This is a genomic window from Streptomyces sp. UG1 (assembly GCF_049974585.1).
In the GTDB taxonomy this organism is placed as follows: Bacteria; Actinomycetota; Actinomycetes; order Streptomycetales; family Streptomycetaceae; genus Streptomyces.
Map to the genome: position 1 here is coordinate 64839 of NZ_JBNGGG010000031.1, position 16389 is coordinate 81227.

Here is a 16389-nt window from a genome sequence, read left to right on the forward strand (position 1 = left end):
GGAGGAGCGCCATGACCGTGGTCAAGAGCACGCTCCCGGAACCGGCTCGCCGGGTCGCCGGAGACGCCCTGCAGAGCACCCTCGTCGATCTTCTCGGCATCTCGCTGATCGGGAAGCAGGCGCACTGGAACATCGTGGGCCCGCGGTTCCGGTCGATCCACCTCCAGCTCGACGAGGTCGTCTCGGTGGCCCGCTCGTACGCCGACACGGTCGCCGAACGCTCCGCCGCCCTCGGCATGCCGCCCGACGGCCGGCCGGAGACCATCGCCGCGGCCTACACCCTGCCCGGCCCCAAGGAGGGCTGGATGCGCGACGACGAGGTCGTCCGGCTCATCGCGGACACGCTGGAGACGGCCATCGGGCGGCTGCGCGAACGGGTCGACGCCACCGCCGAGCCGGACCCGATGACCCAGGACCTGCTGATCGGCATCACGCGCGAGCTGGAGAAGCAGCGCTGGATGTTCGACGCCGAGAACTGGCCGCGCGGCGAGTGACACGGCCGTACACCAAGAGCCGTACGCCAGAAGCGGAGCCGCACCCGCAGGGAAGGGGCACACCGTGACCGACGCCCTCGAACTCGACGCGCTGTGGGAGGACTTCCACCGCGTGGTGAACATGACCTCGCAGGAGCTGGCCGCCTGGCTGCGGGTCAGCGACGCGGAGGAGGAGACCGAGCCGCTGCCCGACCAGGCCGGCACACAGACCGGGCAGCACGTCCTCGCGATCCTGCAGAAGCGGCGCACGGACCTCACGGACGACGACATCCAGGTGATGTACGACGTGGTGGACACCGTCACCGCCGAGGCGGACCTCGACAACGAGCCCGAGGCCGAACAGACGCGCCGTCGCCATCAGTTGATGACGATCGGCCACGACCCGCTCAAGCCATGACCGACGACAGGCGCGTCGTACGCGAACTCGTGCGGGCACACGGCCGGACGTTCGCCGAGGAGGCCGGCATCCCGCTGAAGGACACCCCGCAGCCGCTGTACCGGCTGCTGGTCCTGGCGCACCTGCTCAGCGCCCGCATCCGCGGCTCGGTCGCCATCGCCACCGCCCGCGCCCTGTACGAGGCGGGCCTGCGCGATCCGCGCCGGATGGCCGACGCCGACTGGCAGGAGCGGGTGGACGCGCTGGGCCGGGGCGGCTACCGGCGCTACGACGAGCGCACCGCCACCCAGCTCGGCGACGCCGCCGAGTTGCTGACCGACCGGTGGGGCGGCGACCTGCGGCGGCTGCGCAAGGAGGCGGACGGCGACGTCGATGAACTGCGCCGGCTGCTGCAGGAGTTCCCCGGCATGGGACCGGGCGGCGCCGACATCTTCCTGCGCGAGGCCCAGCGGGTCTGGCCCGAAGTGGCGCCCCGCCTCGACGACAAGGCGCTCTCCGGGGCCCAGCGGCTGGGCCTGCCCAAGGACCCGGACCGGCTGACGGACCTGGCCGGGGACACCGAACCGGCCGTGCTCGCCGCCGCGTTGGTGCGGGCCTCGCTCGACAAGGAGGTGGCCGAAGACAGTCTCCGCCGGGCCTCATGATCGTGACAGACTGCTCGGGCGAGCGCGTCGTCGAGCACAGGAGGCCTGCGTGACCGGGACCGAGTCGGCCGTACCGCGTATCGACACGAGCCGGCCGCATCCGGCCAGGGTGTACGACTGGTTCCTCGGCGGCAAGGACAACTACCCCGTCGACGAGGAACTCGGGCGGCAGATCACCGCGATGCAGGGCGACGCGCCACGGCATGCGCGGGCCAACCGCCGGTTCATGGAACGGGCCACGCGGGCGGTCGTGCGGGAGACGGGAATCCGCCAGTTCCTCGACGTCGGTTCCGGCATTCCGACCGAGCCGAACCTGCACCAGATCGCCCAGTCCGTCGTGCCGGACGCGCGGGTGGTGTACGTCGACAACGACCCGATCGTGCTCGCTCACGCGGCGGCCCTGCTCCGCGGGGCTCCGCAGGGGGTGACGGAGTATGTGCAGGCCGATGCGCGTGAACCGCGGCGGATCCTCGAACAGGCCGCGTCCGTCCTCGACTTCGACCGGCCCGTCGCCCTGTCGCTGATCGCGCTCCTGCACTTCATCGCGGACGACGACGGCGCCCATGAGCTGGTGGACACGCTGGTCGGCGCGCTGGCGCCGGGCAGCTGCCTGGTGCTGTCGGCGATGACGGCGGACTTCGACCCGGACAACGTCCGTCGGGGCATCGCCGCCTACACGGCGAGCGGGGTGACGCTCGTGGCGCGCTCCCACACCGAGATGGGCCGCTTCTTCAAGGGACTCGACCTGCTGGACCCCGGCCTGGTCTCCCTGTCGGACTGGCGGCCCGCGGCGGACGGGGAGCAGGAAGGACTTGTGTCGCTGTACGGCGCGGTCGGCATCAAGCGCTGATCAACGCCCCGCTCAGCCCAGCATCCACCCGCCGTCCACGGTGAGTTCGACGGCGTTGACGGACCGGTTGCGCAGCAGGAAGTCCACCGCGTCCACGACATCGGCCATCGTGGCGAGCCGCCCGCTGGGCGTCCTGGCGCGCAGTCCGGCCAGCACCTCCTCCGGCTTCCCCGCCCAGTACGGGCTGTCCCCCACGACCCCGGGATGCACGGCGTTGACCCGCACGGGCGCCAGCTCGACGGCGAGGGTGTTCACCAGACCGCGCACCCCCGCGTTGACCGTCGCCACCGTCGTCGCCCCCGGGTAGGGGCGCTCCTTGGCCTGGCCGCCGAACAGCACGATCGCGCTGTCCTCGTGCAGCCGCTGGCCCAGCGCGTGCACGACCTCGGTGTAGCCGACGAGCTTGAGCGTGACCAGGCGCAGGGCGGCGTCGATGTCGTACTCGGCGACGCGGTTCTCGTCCCGTGAGACGCCCGCGATCACCAGATGGTCCACGCGCCCGACGCCGGCCAGCGCGGCGGCGATCTCCCGCGGCCGGGCGAGGTCGAGGGCGAGGCCCTGGCGGGCGCCGATCTCCTTGGCGACCGTGTCGGCGCGATGGGCGTCCCGGCCGGTGAGGACCACCTCGTCGCCCCGCTGAGCACGCAAGCGCGCGAACTCGCGGCCGATCCCTGACGTGCCGCCCACCACAAGGACACTGCTCATGAGTCCAGGGCCTCCCTCAGATAGTCCCAGTCCCGCGTGAACCGGTACGAGTGCCGCGGCGGCGGCTGCGGCGCCTGTGTCTCCAGCCAGCGCACGGGCCCCTCCCCCGCGTTGGAGAAGCCATGGACGCACCCCGCGCCGGCCCAGGCGACGTCGCCGGGCCCGAGCCGGTACCGCTCACCGTCGAAGGTGGCGTCGACCAGCCCTTCGAGGATCAGATACGTCTCCTCGAAGGGGTGGTCGTGGCTGCCCGCGATGCCGTCGGGGTCGTACTGCACCATGAACATGGTCGAGGCGACCGCGCCGAGGTCGCTGTCCACCATCATCTTCACGGTGATCCCGCTGTACACGAGCAGCGCGGTCCGCATGCTCGCCGACACCGCGAGCAGGTCCTGCGACTGCTTGCCGGGGTCCATCTGCGCGGGCTCGAAGTGGCCGAAGGACCGGGTGCGCGGATCGCGGACGTCGATGCGCACGGGCTCCCCGCGGGGCAGCTCGGGCACCGCCTGGGTGTCGTACCCGTAGCGTGCCCGCGGTACCGGGGCGAGCATGTCGGCCCAGCGCCCGCCCGTGTCCCCGGCGCCCCGCCAGGAGTGCGGGACGCCGGTCGGCAGGAGGCCGTAGTCGCCCTCTTCGAGGCGGTACGACCCCTCGGGCACATCGAGGATCACGGCCCCGTCGAGCACATGGAAGCTCTCCTCGTACGAGTGCACATGCGCGCCGACCCGGCCCTCGGGCCGTATCTCGCACAGCCCGAAGCCGGTGTGCACACTGCCGTCGCCCTCGCCGACCAACTCCCGCCGCCGGTGACCGAGTTCGTCGTACGGCGGCTCCGGGACGTCGGCGGCGAGGCGCACCAGGTGTCGGGTCATGCCGCGCGCTTCGCCTCCTTCGCGGACAGGAGCCGGTCGCGGGACTCCTGGACCAGTCGCCGGGCCCGGTCGACGTCCGCGACCAGCCTGCCGTCGCGCTTGTGGATCACGCCGTCGACGATCACCGTCTCGACGTTGGAGACGTCGGCCGAGAGGGTCACCGCGGCGGCCGCGTCGTGCACGGGGGCGACGTTGAGCGCGGTGGCGTCGACGGCGACGACGTCGGCGCGCTTGCCGGGGGTCAGGGAGCCGGTGCGGCCCTCGAGGCCCGCGACGTGGGCGCCGTTGAGCGTGGCCATCTCCAGCAACTGCCGGGCCGTCAGCATGGTGTCGGGCACGGGCATGTTGGCCTTCCAGCAGTCGGCGTTGACGCGGGCGCGCTCGGCGCCGAAGGCCGCGCGGATCTGGGTGAACATGTCGCCCGGCACGGTGGTGACGACGTCGATGCTCAGGGACGGCCGCAGCCCGTGCTCGACGGCCTGCATCACGGGCGGCCAGCCGTGCCCCATCTGCAGCTCGACCTGCGGCGCGATCGAGACCGTACCGCCGCTGTCGGCGACCATCTGCCACTCGTCCTCGTGGAGGTAGCAGCAGTGGATGTAGGTGGTGTCGGGGCCGAGGAGTCCCATGTCGCCCAGCTGCTTGACCATTCCGAAGCGGCCCGCCAGCCGGCCCATCGCTACATGCACGGTGATCGGGAGGTCCAGTTCGCGGGCGAGGGCCCACTCGGCCGTGACGACGTCGTTGACGCAGAAGCCGGGGCCGCGGGTGGCCAGGGCCATGGTCAGCAGACCGTCGTCCGAGGCGAAGTAGCTGTCGCGGATCCGTCGTACGTCGTCGCCCGGCATCGCGATCTTGCTCTCGAACCAGTAGTCGGCGAGCGAGGTGTTGGCGCTGCCGTAGGCGTACTGGGCGCGGATGCCGCTCTCCTTGAGGCCCTGGATCGCGGCGTCCGGGTGGGCGGGCGTGTTGTTGATGTGCGACCAGTCGACGAGGGTCGTGATGCCGGCGTTCAGGCACTCCAGGGATCCGGCGAGGTTGGCGGCGTACACGTCCTCGGGGGTGTACAGCGGTGCGAAGGTGTCGAGGATGTCGACGAAGTAGTCGTCCAGCGTGGCGTCCGGGGCGACGTTTCGGATGGGCGCCTCCCAGGTGTGCCGGTGGGTGTCGACGAAGCCGGGGATCACGATCCGGCCGGTCATGTCGAGCACGTCCGCGTCGGCGCCGATCTCGGGCCGCACCGCGGCGATCCTCCCGTCCTCGATGAGGACGTCCCCCTGGGGCAGGTCCCCGATGTCGGGATCCATCGACAGTACGTGACCGCCTCGCAGGAGTATCCGATGGGGCATCGCTCTTCCTCCCATGGTGTTCAGTAGGCGGCGAGTCCGCGCACGGTCGCCACGACCTTCTCGACAGTGGGGATCACGCGCTCCTCCAGCGCGTCGGCGAACGGCAGCGGGACACAGTCCCCGGCCACCCGTCGGACCGGCGCGTCCAGCAGGTCGAACCCCTCGTCGGCGACGACCGAGACGAGTGTCGCGCCCCAGCCGCCCTGGTACGGGTTCTCCTCGACGGTGACGAGACGCGAGGTCCGCCCGAGCGAGGTGAGCACGGTGGTGACGTCCAGCGGCACCAGACAGCGCAGGTCGACGACCTCGGCCTCGATGCCCTCGCCGGACAGCAGCTCGGCCGCCTTCAGCGCGAGGGGCACCATCGAGGCCAGCGCGACGAGGGTGACGTCGGCGCCCTCGCGGACGACGGCGGCCCGGCCCAGTTCGACGACGTGGTCCGGGGGCGGGGGCGTGCCCTTGGATGCGAGGAGCCCCTTGTGCTCGAAGAAGACCACCGGGTCGTCGCTGCGGATCGCGGCCGCCATCATGCCGATCACGTCGGCGGGCGTCGCGGGTGCGGCGATCTTCAGGCCGGGCACGGTCAACGCCCAGTTCTCGGTGGCCTGGGAGTGCTGGGCGCCGAAGCCGAGCCCGCCGCCGTTGGCGGTGCGCACCACGAGCGGGACGGTGACCTGGCCGCCCGTCATGTACCGCACCTTGGGGATCTCGTTGGCGAGGTAGTCCCAGCAGCAGGCCAGGAAGTCGGAGAACATGATCTCGGCCACGGGCCGCATCCCGGTCATCGCGGCGCCCATGGCGGCCCCCACGATGGCCTGCTCGGAGATCGGCGTGTCCCAGACCCGCTGCGGCCCGAACTCCTTGAACAGCCCGACGGTCGTCTTGAACACCCCGCCCGCCTCTCCGATGTCCTCGCCCAGGCAGACGACGGACGGGTCGCGCCGCATCTCGCGCGCGATGCCCTCGGCGACCGCTTCCCGGTAGCTGATCACGTCCGCCACGCCGCACCTCCGTCGGCCCATACGTCGGTCAGTGCCTCGTCCGGATCGGCGGGCGGAGCGGCCTTGGCGGCCTCGACGGCCTTGCGCACCACGGCCGTCGCGCGCTCGTCCGCCTCACCGACCACGGCCTCGGCCACACCCATCTCGACCAGTTGCCCCCGCGCCACGTCCAACGGGTCGTGTTTCAGCCAGCGTTCGACCTCCTCGGCCGGTCGGTAGGTCGCCGGGTCGGCGCGGCTGTGCCCGAAGTGCCGGTAGGTCTGCGCCTCCAGCAGTGCCGGCCCGTCCCCTGCCCGGGCGCGCGCCGCGAGCCGGGCCACCGTCTCCTGGACGGCGATGACGTCGTTGCCGTCCACCACCTCGCCCGGGACGCCGTAGGCGGGCGCCCGGTCGGCGGCGGGCCTGGGCACGGCCGTGACGTCGGCGATCGGCGTGTACTCCATGTACAGGTTGTTCTCGCAGACGAACAGCACCGGCAGCTTCCATACGGCCGCCAGGTTCAGCGCCTCGTGGAAGGCGCCGATGTTGGTGGCGCCGTCGCCGAAGAAGGCCACCGCGATCTGGCCGGTGCCGCGCAGCTTGGCCGACCAGGCGGCGCCGGCCGCCATCGGGAGGTGGGCGCCGACGATGGCGTAGGAGCCGAGCATGCCGGTGGAGGCCTTCGTCAGGTGCATGGAACCGCCCTTGGCCTTGCACAGCCCGGTGGCCCGGCTCATGAGTTCGGCCAGGCACTCCTCGGGGGTGGCGCCCCGCGCCATCGCGTGATGGTGGCCGCGGTACGTGGCGAAGACGTAGTCGTCGGGGCGCAGGGCGGCGCTCGCGCCGACGGCGATGGCCTCGTGTCCGGCGGCGAGGTGGGTGGTGCCCTTGACCAGGCCCTGGAGGAACAGGTCGTGGGCGGCCTTCTCGGTACGGCGGATGACGGTCATCTGCTCGTAGGCGGCGAGGAGGGCGGCCGGGTCCATCACGGCGTCCCGGTGTTCAGGTGGGACTGCGCCTCGCGCCGGGTGTTGAGCTCGCCGCCGACGGTCCAGTACTTGCGGCCGGCGACCAGCAGTTCCTCGGCGGGGAACTTGGTGATGACCTCGCACCCGTCGGCGGTGACGACGACCTCCTCCTCGATACGGGCGGCGGACCAGCCGTCGGCGGCCGGCCAGTACGTCTCCAGGGCGAACACCATGCCCTCTTCGAGGACCTCGGGGTGGTCGAGGGAGACCAGTCGGCTGAAGATCGGCTTCTCCCAGATGGACAGGCCCACCCCATGGCCGTACTGCAGCGCGAACGCGGCCGTCTCGTCGGCGAAGCCGAACTCCTCGGCGCGCGGCCAGACCTGGACGATGTCGGCCGTGGTGGCGCCGGGCCGGACCAGGGCGATGGCCCGGTCCATGTACTCGCGGCAGCGGACGTAGGCGTCGCGCTGGGCGCTGGAGGCGCTGCCGACGGCGAAGGTGCGGTAGTAGCAGGTGCGGTAGCCGAGGTGGCTGTGCAGGATGTCGAAGAAGGCCGGGTCGCCGGGGCGGATCAGACGGTCGCTGTAGACGTGCGGGTGGGGTGAACAGCGCTCGCCGGAGATCGCGTTGACGCCCTCGACGTACTCGCTGCCGAGGTCGTACAGCACCTTGCTGACCACTCCGACGCACTCGTTCTCGCGCACGCCGGGGCGCAGATAGCCGTACAGCTCCTCGTAGGCGGCGTCCACCATCGCGCAGGCCTGGGTGAGCAGGGAGATCTCGTCCGAGGTCTTGATGCGGCGGGCCTCCAGGAAGACCTGCTGGCCGTCGACCACGTCGATGCCCTCGGCGCGCAGGGCGGTCAGGATCGGCATCTCGGCGACGTCGATGCCGAGCGGCTCGCCGGCCAGGCCGTGCTCGCGCAGCTCGGTGGCGATCTTGGCGGCGACGTCCTGGGCGATGCCGGCGTCCGGGTGGAAGGCGCCGCGGAGTGTGGAGATGCCGGCGCGGGCGCCAGTGGGCGGGCCCTCCTTGCCGTCGCTGTAGTCGAGCCACGGGTTGTAGAGCTGGTGGTGACGGGCGGCGGAGCCGAAGTCCCAGACGATGGGTTCGCCGCCGCGCACCAGCAGGGCGAAGCGGATCAGCTTGTCCATCGCCCAGGTGCCGATGTGCGTGGCGGTCATGTAGCGGATGTTGGCGAAGTCGAAGCTGAGCACGGCGCCCAGCTCGGAGCGGTTCAGGGTCTCGTTGAGGCGGGCCAGCCGCTGCCTGCGCAGCCGGTCCAGGTCGACGCGCTCTTCCCAGTCGACGGCATTGGGTCCGAATGTGCGGATCGCCATGGCGACCACCCCCACTGCGGAGTCAACGACTGTCCGGGGCGGGTGTCAAGTGTCACTGAACATCTTCACTGAACATCTCGGTGAACACGAACCAGGTACCGATGGCCGGTACGTCTCCATCGTTGCGGTAGCAGTGCGGGGTCGTCGACTCGAAGCAGACCGCGTCGCCCGGGCGCAGCGTGTACTCGTCGAAACCGAGGGTGAGGATCAGCTCGCCCGAGGTCAGACAGCCGTACTCGGTGCCGGCATGGCGCATGAGGCCGCCGGAGCTGGAGGAGGAGCCGCCGGGCCGGTAGGTCACCTGCAGAAAGTCGACGGGGGTGCCCGGAACATGGCCGAGACGCTCCCACACCACACCCGAGTCCAGCTCCAGCACCTCGCGCCCGTCCGGCGTGACCAGCGGGCCGATGCGGCGGCCGGGGTCGGCGGCGAAGGCGGCCAGGGCATGCAGGACGGTGCCGGGGGCGCTGCCGGGAGCTGTGCCGGTCGCTGCGCCGGGTGTCGCCACCGGGGATGCGGCGGCCGTGGTCTCGACCGCGTCGAAGAGCGCCTCGATGGAGATGCCGAGGGCCGTCGTGATCGCGTACAGGGTGCTGACCGAGGGCTGGCTCTTGCCGTTCTCGATCTGGGAGATGAGGCTCGCCGACACGCCGATCTCGCGGGCGAGCCCGCGCAGGCTCGTCCCATGCCGCAGGCGTGCCTGCCGGATGCGCTCACCGACGGGTGGGACGGCGGCGGGAGGCATGGGGCGGCTCCTCTCCGGGCGGTGGGAACGGGCAGCGTTCGCTCCCATTGAACAGTGCGAAGCGCCCGAACGGTATCGATATCGGAAACGGACGGCGTCAGGCCTTCCACGCCGGGAACACCGCCCGCACCTCCCAGCCCACCGCGCCGCGTGGTCCGGCGTGCAGTTCGCCGCCCAGTGCGGTGACTCGTTCTTTGAGGCCGACGAGTCCGAAGCCTCCGCCGTGTGCGGCGGCCGGGAGTTGGGTGCCGCCATGGCCGTCGTCGGCGACCGATACCGCGAGGCGGCCGGCGTCGTCGCGCAGGTTGACCTCGATGTGCGCGGCGTCGGCGGCGTGGCGGCGGATGTTGGTCAGGGCCTCCTGGACGACGCGGAAGGCGGCGGCCTGTACTTCGTGGGGGATGTCGTCGCTGACGGTGGGGTCGCGGCGCAGGGTGACCTGCTGGACCGGGCTCGCGAAGGCGTTGGTGAGTTCGGTGATGCCGGCGAGGTCGCCGACGGGGCGGTGGTCGGCTGCTTCGGAACCGGTGTCGCGCAGGACGCCGACGGTGCGGCGCATCGAGGCAAGGGCCTCGGTGGCGGCGCGTTCGATGCCGGCCAGGACCGGGTCGAGGTCCTGTGGCTGGGTCTGCGCCATCATCCGGGCCATCTGCGTCTGTACGAGGATGCCGGTGACATGGTGGGCGACGAAGTCGTGCAGGTCGGCGGCGATGGCGACGCGCTCGCCGCGCCGGGTCTCGCTCACCGCGAGCGCCCGCCGGTAGTCCATCGTGCGCAGATACACGGCGAGCCCGGCGAAGAGGCCGACCAGGACCAGGCCGACCACCATGAAGCCCAGCACGCCGGAGTCCAGCGGCCCGACATACCGAACCGGCAGCAGCAACAGCGCAGTCACGGCCACGGCGCCGCACCCCCAGGCCCAGCGAGGCGGGCAGTGCCGTACGGCGACGAACAGCAGGCACAGCAGGATCAGGACCTCGCCGGGACCGTACAGGTTGTCCACGCCGGCCGCCACGGCGCCCGCCGTGTAGAGGATCGAGACGAGAGCGAACGCGGCGGTGCGCACCTGCGGTGTGAGCCACTCGGGCCGCCGACCGGCCGGCCACAGTACAGCGGCCAGGCCCACCAGCAGCACGGTAAGCGTCGGCCAGACGGACGGCCTCCCCATCGGCAGCACGCTCGTCCCGTCGGCGCCCGCGTAGAGAACGTCGACGACACAGGCGGCGAGCAGCAGGCCGACGGCGAAGCCCCCGACACAGCCGCGGGGGGAGAAGGACCTCATGCCGATCACGGTAGACGTGGCGGCGAGCGGCGGGATCGGCCGTTCGGCCGAGGGGCCCGGCGAGAACGCCGGCCTTATGGCCGAGGTGCGCGTGCGGCCCCGCGGGCGAGGGTGGTGTCGCATCCCCACCCACGGACACCAGGACCTCAGGAGCACGCGATGCAGCGCAGCGAGTTCGCCGTCGGCGTCATCGGCGGCGTGGCAGCCGTGGTCGCACTCGGCAGCCTCGGCACCTACGGGAGACCGTCATCCCGCTCCCGCTGGTCGTCCCGACCGGCGGCGCCACCGCCATGGGGGCGCACGGCTCCCACCAGCTCAGCAAGGTGGCCGGCGCCACGATCAACACCTCCGGGATGATCGAACCCTTCGCGTGTGTCATCGTCGACGCCCTCGCCCTGTTCGCCGCGATGTCCGGGAGCCGACCGCCGCGGAAGGTCACGGCCGACCCGGCGCGGACAGCGGACCGACCAGAGCCCGGAGCACTCCGGCCCGCACCCCCTGAGGCATGATCGAGCCATGACCACCCCACCCCCGTCCGGGGCGCCCATCCGCGTCCTCATCGCCGACGACCAGGAGATGGTCCGCACCGGCTTCCGCTTCTTCCTCAACGCCCAGCCCGACATGACCGTGGTCGCCGAGGCCGCCGACGGCGAGGAGGCGGTGGAGCTGGCGCGGCGGGAGCGGCCGGACGTGTGCCTGCTGGACATCCGGATGCCGAAGCTGGACGGGCTGGAGGCGACCCGGCTGCTCGCGGGGCCCGATGTGGCCGACCCCATGCGGGTGGTCGTGGTGACCACCTTCGACCTCGACGAGTACGTGTACGGGGCGCTGCGCGGCGGTGCGTGCGGGTTCCTGCTGAAGGACTCCGGGCCCACGCTGCTCGCCGAGGCGGTCCGCGCCGCCGCGGCCGGCGACTCGCTGGTCTCGCCGTCGATCACGGTCCGGCTGCTCAAGCACGTCACCGCCCCGCAGACCGCCACCGCCGCCCCGGTCAAGCCCGCGGCCCAGCCCACGGAGCCCCTCACCGACCGTGAGCTCGACGTGGTCCGCCTGGTCGCCCTCGGCCGCACGAACGCCGAGATCGCCGCCGAGTTGTACGTCTCGCTGTCCACGGTCAAAACACACCTGTCCAGCGTCCAGTTGAAGCTGTCCGCCCGCAATCGCGTCGAGATCGCCGCCTGGGCCTGGCAGAACGGATACGGGCAGCCCGGCGGCTGACGGCCCTGTCCTGCGGACGGCGCTCACCCGAACGGTCCGGTGCGGCTGGTGGGCCGTCAGGTCCGGTGGTGCGCTGGGGGCACGTGTCACGTCCACAGGAGGCAGCCCAGATGACCCCTCGCCCGTCGTCCCGACCCGTCCGTGTTCTCTGCTCGGCCCTGGCCACCGGTGCGTTGCTGACCACCGCGGCCTGCTCGGACGGCGACGGCGAGGACGTCACCCAGGCCGCGGCGGTGGCCCGGCAGACGCCGACCCCCTCGCCCACCACCGCCCTCACCGAGGCCGGCGCGAAGACCGCGCTGATCACCGAGGCGGACATCGAGGACGACTGGACCCAGGTGACGGACTCGGAGGTCGCCACCTGGCACGACACCATGCTCATCGGCACCGTCGACGCCGACGACTTCCTCACCGGCAAGACGGATGCCGCGGACTGCCAGCGGCTGATCGACGGCCTCTACACCGACCAGTTGCTGGGCAAGCCGTCCGGGGCGTCCGCGCTGCGCGGCTTCCAGCAGGGCGACTCGCGTCTGCTGTACCAGGTGGCCGCCTATGAGCGCAGCGACCCTCAGGAGTCCCTGGCCTGGCTGAAGACCCTGCCGCAGGAGTGCGACCAGTTCACGGTGACCGACCAGGGCGAGGAGCGCACGGTCCAGGTCATCGAGACGTCCCTGCCCAAGGTGGGTGACGACCGCGTCGGCCTGCGCGTCACGGTGAAGGGCACGGCGGACGGCGATCCGGCCACCCTCACCGAGGACGTGGCCGCCGTACGCGTCGGCAATGACGCGATCACCGTCACGGCGGGCGGGTTCGACGGGGCCGAGGACGACTCCGTCGAGCAGGCGGTGAAGCTCGGCACCCAGCGGCTGAAGGACGTGCTGGCCGGGAAGTCGCCCGCCGCGACGCCCAGTGAGATCGAGTAGCCGGGCCCGCCACTCCCCCGCGTCCGCCAACGGCCGCGCCGGCTCTGCCGATTCCCGGGACAGCGTGATCAACGGACCGGCACAATGGCGGCGATGACCGGTTTCGGTCGTGCGTGCGAGGAGAGGACGAGTCGTGAGTGATGGCCACACCCCGTCGGGCGGGTCGGCGAAGCTGAACACCGGTGTGGCGCACAACGCGCGGGTGTGGAACTACTGGATCGGCGGCAAGGACAACTACGAGGTCGACCAGCAGGTCGGCGAGCATGTCGCCGGGATGTTCCCGATCATCCGGGACATCGCCCGCGCGGACCGCGAGTTCCTGGGCCGCGCCGTGCGCTTCGTGGCCGAGGAGCGGGGCATACGGCAGTTCCTGGACATCGGCACCGGGCTGCCGACGGCGGACAACACCCATGAGATCGCCCAGCGCGTCGCGCCCGACTCGCGGATCGTGTACGTCGACAACGACCCGATCGTGCTGGTGCACGCCCGCACCCTGCTGACCGGCACCCACGAGGGCGCCACCGCCTACATCGACGCCGATGTGCACGACCCGGACGCCATCGTCGAACGCGCCGCGCAGACCCTGGACTTCAGCAAGCCGGTCGCGGTGATGATGCTGGGCATCCTCAACTTCGTGCTGGACCACGACAAGGCCCTCGACATCGTGCGGCGTGTCCTGGCCGCCGTCCCGTCCGGCAGCCTCCTGGTCCTGACGCACCCGACGTTCGACTCCGAGCTGGGCGGTGAGGGCCAGATCCCGGCGATGAAGTTCTGGAACGAGAACGCCACCCCGCCGATCACCGCTCGCAGTGGCGCGGACATCGCCGCCTTCTTCGACGGTCTGGAGCTGCTGGAGCCGGGGATGGTGTCCTGCTCGCGCTGGCGCGCCCCGGACTCTCCCGCGCCGGTGCCGCAGTACGGCGCGGTGGCCGTGAAACCCTGACGCACAGCGGGAACACACGGATCGGTACCAACCGGCCGAGCTCGTCGAGGAGACCGTATGACCACCCTTGCCGACCCCCTCCCGGGCGGGCGTCCCGGTGACGTCGAGCGGGCCGGTGCGCTGGGCGGCGAGCCGGCCGGGCGGGGCGTGCACGGGATCGTGCCGGCCTATGCGGACACGGCGGGCATCGGCCGGGTGAAGAAGACGATCCCGACGGCGGCCTCGGCGGCCTGGGGGGGTCGGGATGTCGCCGGTGTTCGACACCTTCCTCGCGAACGACTCGATCCACACGACCGACGTGCTCGGCTCCCCGGACGGCGATCCGCGCCTGTATTCCGACCTGGACCACCTGGTGGAACTGGCCGGGCAGCCGAGCTGGGCGTGGGCGCCGGTCGACCGGATCACGCAGGAGGGCGAGCGGCACGGCGTCACTTGCGGACTGCCCGCCCCCGAACCCCTCCCCGCCCCCGACACCCGTCCGCACCGCGACTGAGCGTTCGCAATTCCCGGAAAGTATGATCAAGCAATGTCTGACATGACGGAAACCACGCCCGGCTGGCTGACCAGCGACGAACTGGAGCAGGCGCGCGCCCGCATGCCGATCCTGTACGTCGAGGCCGTGCCCGTGCGCGTCGACGACAGCGGCGAGGTCACCAGCATCGGCCTCCTGCTGCGCATCGGACCGGACGGAACGGTCAGCCGGACCCTGGTCTCCGGCCGCGTGCTGCACCACGAGCGGGTCCGCGACGCCCTACTGCGCCACCTGGAGAAGGACCTCGGCCCGGTGGCGCTCCCCCGGGTGCCGACCTCGCTGCAGCCGTTCACGGTCGCGGAGTACTTCCCGACGCAGGGCATCACGCCGTATCACGACCCGCGTCAGCACGCGGTCTCCCTGGCCTACGTAGTCCCGGTCACCGGCGACTGCCGCCCCCGCCAGGACGCCCTCGACCTGGTCTGGTTCAGCCCGCAGGAGGCCCTGTCACCGGCGGTGCAGAGCGAGATGCCCGGCGGCCACGGGGTGCTGCTGAAGCAGGCGCTGGCGCATGTGGGCTGTGTGATCTGACCGCCCGTGAAACAGCGAGGGCAAGGAGCCCACTGTCTCCTCGCCACTCTCAACGTATAGCGCACCGGGGGGCTTGCGACAAGGCCGCCCTGGTGCCGCACAATCACCCGACCGAAGCCAGGACCTGCGGAAACGGGGATTGTGATGATCGACGTCATCATTGCCGGCGGCGGACCGACCGGCCTGATGCTGGCCTGCGAACTGCGGCTGCACGGCGTGCACGTGGTCGTGCTGGAGAAGCTGACCGAGCCGACCGCGCAGTCCCGGGGGCAGGGACTGCACGCGCGCAGCGTGGAGATGCTGGACCAGCGCGGCATCCTGGAGCGGTTCCTCGCGGTCAGCGAGACGTTCCGGGCCGGCGGGCTCTTCGGCGGCATCGCCAAGCCGTGGCCGGAGCAACTGGACACGGCTCACCCATACGGCCTCGCCACACCGCAGCCGGTCACCGAGCGGCTGCTGAACGAGCGTGCCCTCGAACTCGGCACCGACATCCGGCGCGGCTGCGAAGTGGTGGGGCTGAGCCAGGACGCGGACGGGGTGAGCGTCGAGCTGGCGGACGGCACGCGGCTGCGCTCGCGCTACCTCGCCGGCTGCGACGGCGGCCGCAGCCTGGCGCGCAAGGCGCTCGGTGTCGGCCTCCCCGGTGCGGCGGCCAAGGTCGAGACCCTGCTGGGCGAGATGGAGCTGACCGAGGATCCGGAGCGGATCGCCGCCGTCGTCGCCGAAGTCCGCAGGACCCAGCTCCGGTTCGGCGCCACCGCCGACGGTGACGGGGTGTACCGCGTGGTCGTTCCGGCCGACGGCGTGGCCGAGGACCGTGCGAGCGAGCCGACCCTCGAGGAGTTCCGGCGGCAGCTCCGGGCGGTCGCGGGCACCGACTTCGGCGCGCACTCGCCGCGCTGGCTGTCCCGGTTCGGCGATGCCACCCGGCAGGCCGAGCGCTACCGGGTGGGCCGGGTGCTGCTGGCCGGAGACGCCGCGCACGTCCATCCGCCGACCGGCGGCCAGGGGCTCAACCTCGGCATCCAGGACGCGTTCAACCTCGGCTGGAAGCTGGCCGCGGCGGTCAAGGGCTGGGCGCCGGAGGGGCTGCTGGACACCTACCACGCCGAACGGCACCCGGTGGGCGCCGCCGTGCTGGCCAACACGCGTGCGCAGATCACCCTGCTGGGCACGGATCCGGGCGCGACCGCGCTGCGGGAGCTGTTTTCGAAGCTGATGGACTTCGAGGAGGTGAACCGGTACGTGACCGGGATGATCACCGCGGTCGGGGTCCGCTACGACTTCGGCGAGGGCCACGAACTGCTCGGCCGGCGGATGCGGGACGTGCCCCTGAAACGCGGCCGGCTCTACGAGTTGCTGCACGACGGCCGCGGGCTGCTGCTCGACCGCACCGGCCGACTGTCGGTAGCCGGCTGGGCGGACCGGGTCGACCACGTCGTCGACGTCGGCGAGGAACTGGACGCGCCCGCGGTGCTGCTGCGGCCGGACGGCCATGTGGCGTGGGCAGGTGCGGAGCAGCGGGAGCTGCTGGGTCCGCTGCGCAGGTGGTTCGGCGCCGCCGCCGACTGAGACGGCAACTACTGCTTCTGCGACGTCGACGAGAAGACGAC

The 16389-nt window shown here is 71.7% G+C and carries 18 protein-coding genes and 1 pseudogene; 11 read left to right on the forward strand and 8 right to left on the reverse strand.

The window, feature by feature from the left end; genetic code table 11:
* Positions 1-11 precede the first annotated feature (11 nt).
* The 4 genes from ACP4J3_RS31255 (at position 12) to ACP4J3_RS31270 (ending at position 2385) form a co-directional block, all read left to right on the forward strand.
* Positions 12-494 (forward strand): Dps family protein, encoded by a 483-nt coding sequence (locus tag ACP4J3_RS31255; protein ID WP_426539439.1) that lies wholly within the window; start codon positions 12-14, stop codon positions 492-494.
* 64 nt (positions 495-558) lie between these two features.
* Positions 559-891, forward strand: coding sequence for a DUF3140 domain-containing protein (locus tag ACP4J3_RS31260; protein ID WP_426539440.1), 333 nt, complete (start codon positions 559-561; stop codon positions 889-891).
* The gene (locus tag ACP4J3_RS31265; protein WP_426539441.1) at positions 888-1535 is read left to right on the forward strand and encodes an endonuclease; all 648 of its coding nucleotides are present in this window, start codon (positions 888-890) and stop codon (positions 1533-1535) included. The genes ACP4J3_RS31260 and ACP4J3_RS31265 overlap by 4 nt, the downstream gene beginning before the upstream one ends.
* A 49-nt stretch (positions 1536-1584) precedes the next feature.
* A complete protein-coding gene (locus tag ACP4J3_RS31270) occupies positions 1585-2385 on the forward strand; it encodes an SAM-dependent methyltransferase (RefSeq protein ID WP_426539443.1) in 801 nt (266 codons plus the stop codon).
* Between the two features lie 12 nt (positions 2386-2397).
* Here the strand turns inward: ACP4J3_RS31270 and ACP4J3_RS31275 are convergent, their stop codons facing one another.
* The 8 genes from ACP4J3_RS31275 to ACP4J3_RS31310 form a co-directional block, all read right to left on the reverse strand.
* Positions 2398-3090 (reverse strand): SDR family oxidoreductase, encoded by a 693-nt coding sequence (locus tag ACP4J3_RS31275; RefSeq protein ID WP_426539444.1) that lies wholly within the window; start codon positions 3088-3090, stop codon positions 2398-2400.
* Positions 3087-3962 carry a cupin domain-containing protein gene (locus ACP4J3_RS31280; protein WP_426539446.1) on the reverse strand — a complete coding sequence of 292 codons (876 nt, stop codon included), beginning with the start codon at positions 3960-3962 and terminating at the stop codon, positions 3087-3089. The genes ACP4J3_RS31275 and ACP4J3_RS31280 overlap by 4 nt, the downstream gene beginning before the upstream one ends.
* A complete protein-coding gene (locus tag ACP4J3_RS31285; protein ID WP_426539447.1) occupies positions 3959-5311 on the reverse strand; it encodes an amidohydrolase family protein in 1353 nt (450 codons plus the stop codon). The genes ACP4J3_RS31280 and ACP4J3_RS31285 overlap by 4 nt, the downstream gene beginning before the upstream one ends.
* 20 nt (positions 5312-5331) lie before the next feature.
* Positions 5332-6312, reverse strand: coding sequence for an alpha-ketoacid dehydrogenase subunit beta (locus ACP4J3_RS31290; protein WP_426539448.1), 981 nt, complete (start codon positions 6310-6312; stop codon positions 5332-5334).
* Entirely contained in the window at positions 6300-7277 is a 978-nt protein-coding gene (locus tag ACP4J3_RS31295) for a thiamine pyrophosphate-dependent dehydrogenase E1 component subunit alpha (RefSeq protein ID WP_426539449.1), read from the reverse strand. Before ACP4J3_RS31295 ends, ACP4J3_RS31290 begins: the two co-directional genes overlap by 13 nt.
* On the reverse strand, positions 7277-8602 hold the full coding sequence (locus ACP4J3_RS31300; protein WP_426539450.1) for a M24 family metallopeptidase: 1326 nt from the start codon (positions 8600-8602) through the stop codon (positions 7277-7279). The genes ACP4J3_RS31295 and ACP4J3_RS31300 overlap by 1 nt, the downstream gene beginning before the upstream one ends.
* Before the next feature lie 52 nt (positions 8603-8654).
* The gene (locus tag ACP4J3_RS31305) at positions 8655-9347 is read right to left on the reverse strand and encodes a helix-turn-helix domain-containing protein (protein ID WP_426539451.1); all 693 of its coding nucleotides are present in this window, start codon (positions 9345-9347) and stop codon (positions 8655-8657) included.
* 97 nt (positions 9348-9444) lie between these two features.
* Positions 9445-10629, reverse strand: coding sequence for a sensor histidine kinase (locus tag ACP4J3_RS31310; protein WP_426539452.1), 1185 nt, complete (start codon positions 10627-10629; stop codon positions 9445-9447).
* A 290-nt stretch (positions 10630-10919) separates the two neighbouring features.
* Between ACP4J3_RS31310 and ACP4J3_RS31315 the strand changes: the two genes are divergently transcribed.
* The 7 genes and pseudogenes from ACP4J3_RS31315 (at position 10920) to rox (ending at position 16348) form a co-directional block, all read left to right on the forward strand.
* Positions 10920-11138, forward strand: a complete 219-nt coding sequence (locus ACP4J3_RS31315; protein ID WP_426539453.1) for a hypothetical protein — start codon at positions 10920-10922, stop codon at positions 11136-11138.
* Between the two features lie 7 nt (positions 11139-11145).
* Positions 11146-11847: a response regulator gene (locus ACP4J3_RS31320; RefSeq protein WP_426539454.1), complete on the forward strand. Its 702-nt coding sequence runs from the start codon at positions 11146-11148 to the stop codon at positions 11845-11847.
* 110 nt (positions 11848-11957) lie between these two features.
* The gene (locus tag ACP4J3_RS31325) at positions 11958-12770 is read left to right on the forward strand and encodes a hypothetical protein (RefSeq protein ID WP_426539455.1); all 813 of its coding nucleotides are present in this window, start codon (positions 11958-11960) and stop codon (positions 12768-12770) included.
* 133 nt (positions 12771-12903) lie between these two features.
* Entirely contained in the window at positions 12904-13713 is an 810-nt protein-coding gene (locus tag ACP4J3_RS31330) for an SAM-dependent methyltransferase (protein ID WP_426539456.1), read from the forward strand.
* Between the two features lie 57 nt (positions 13714-13770).
* Positions 13771-14137 (forward strand): annotated as a pseudogene (locus tag ACP4J3_RS31335) (glutamine synthetase); the annotation flags it as partial.
* A gap of 111 nt (positions 14138-14248) precedes the next feature.
* Entirely contained in the window at positions 14249-14776 is a 528-nt protein-coding gene (locus ACP4J3_RS31340; protein ID WP_194049900.1) for an NUDIX hydrolase family protein, read from the forward strand.
* A 144-nt stretch (positions 14777-14920) separates the two neighbouring features.
* Positions 14921-16348 carry a rifampin monooxygenase gene (gene rox, locus ACP4J3_RS31345; protein ID WP_426539457.1) on the forward strand — a complete coding sequence of 476 codons (1428 nt, stop codon included), beginning with the start codon at positions 14921-14923 and terminating at the stop codon, positions 16346-16348.
* The last annotated feature ends 41 nt before the right edge of the window (positions 16349-16389 follow it).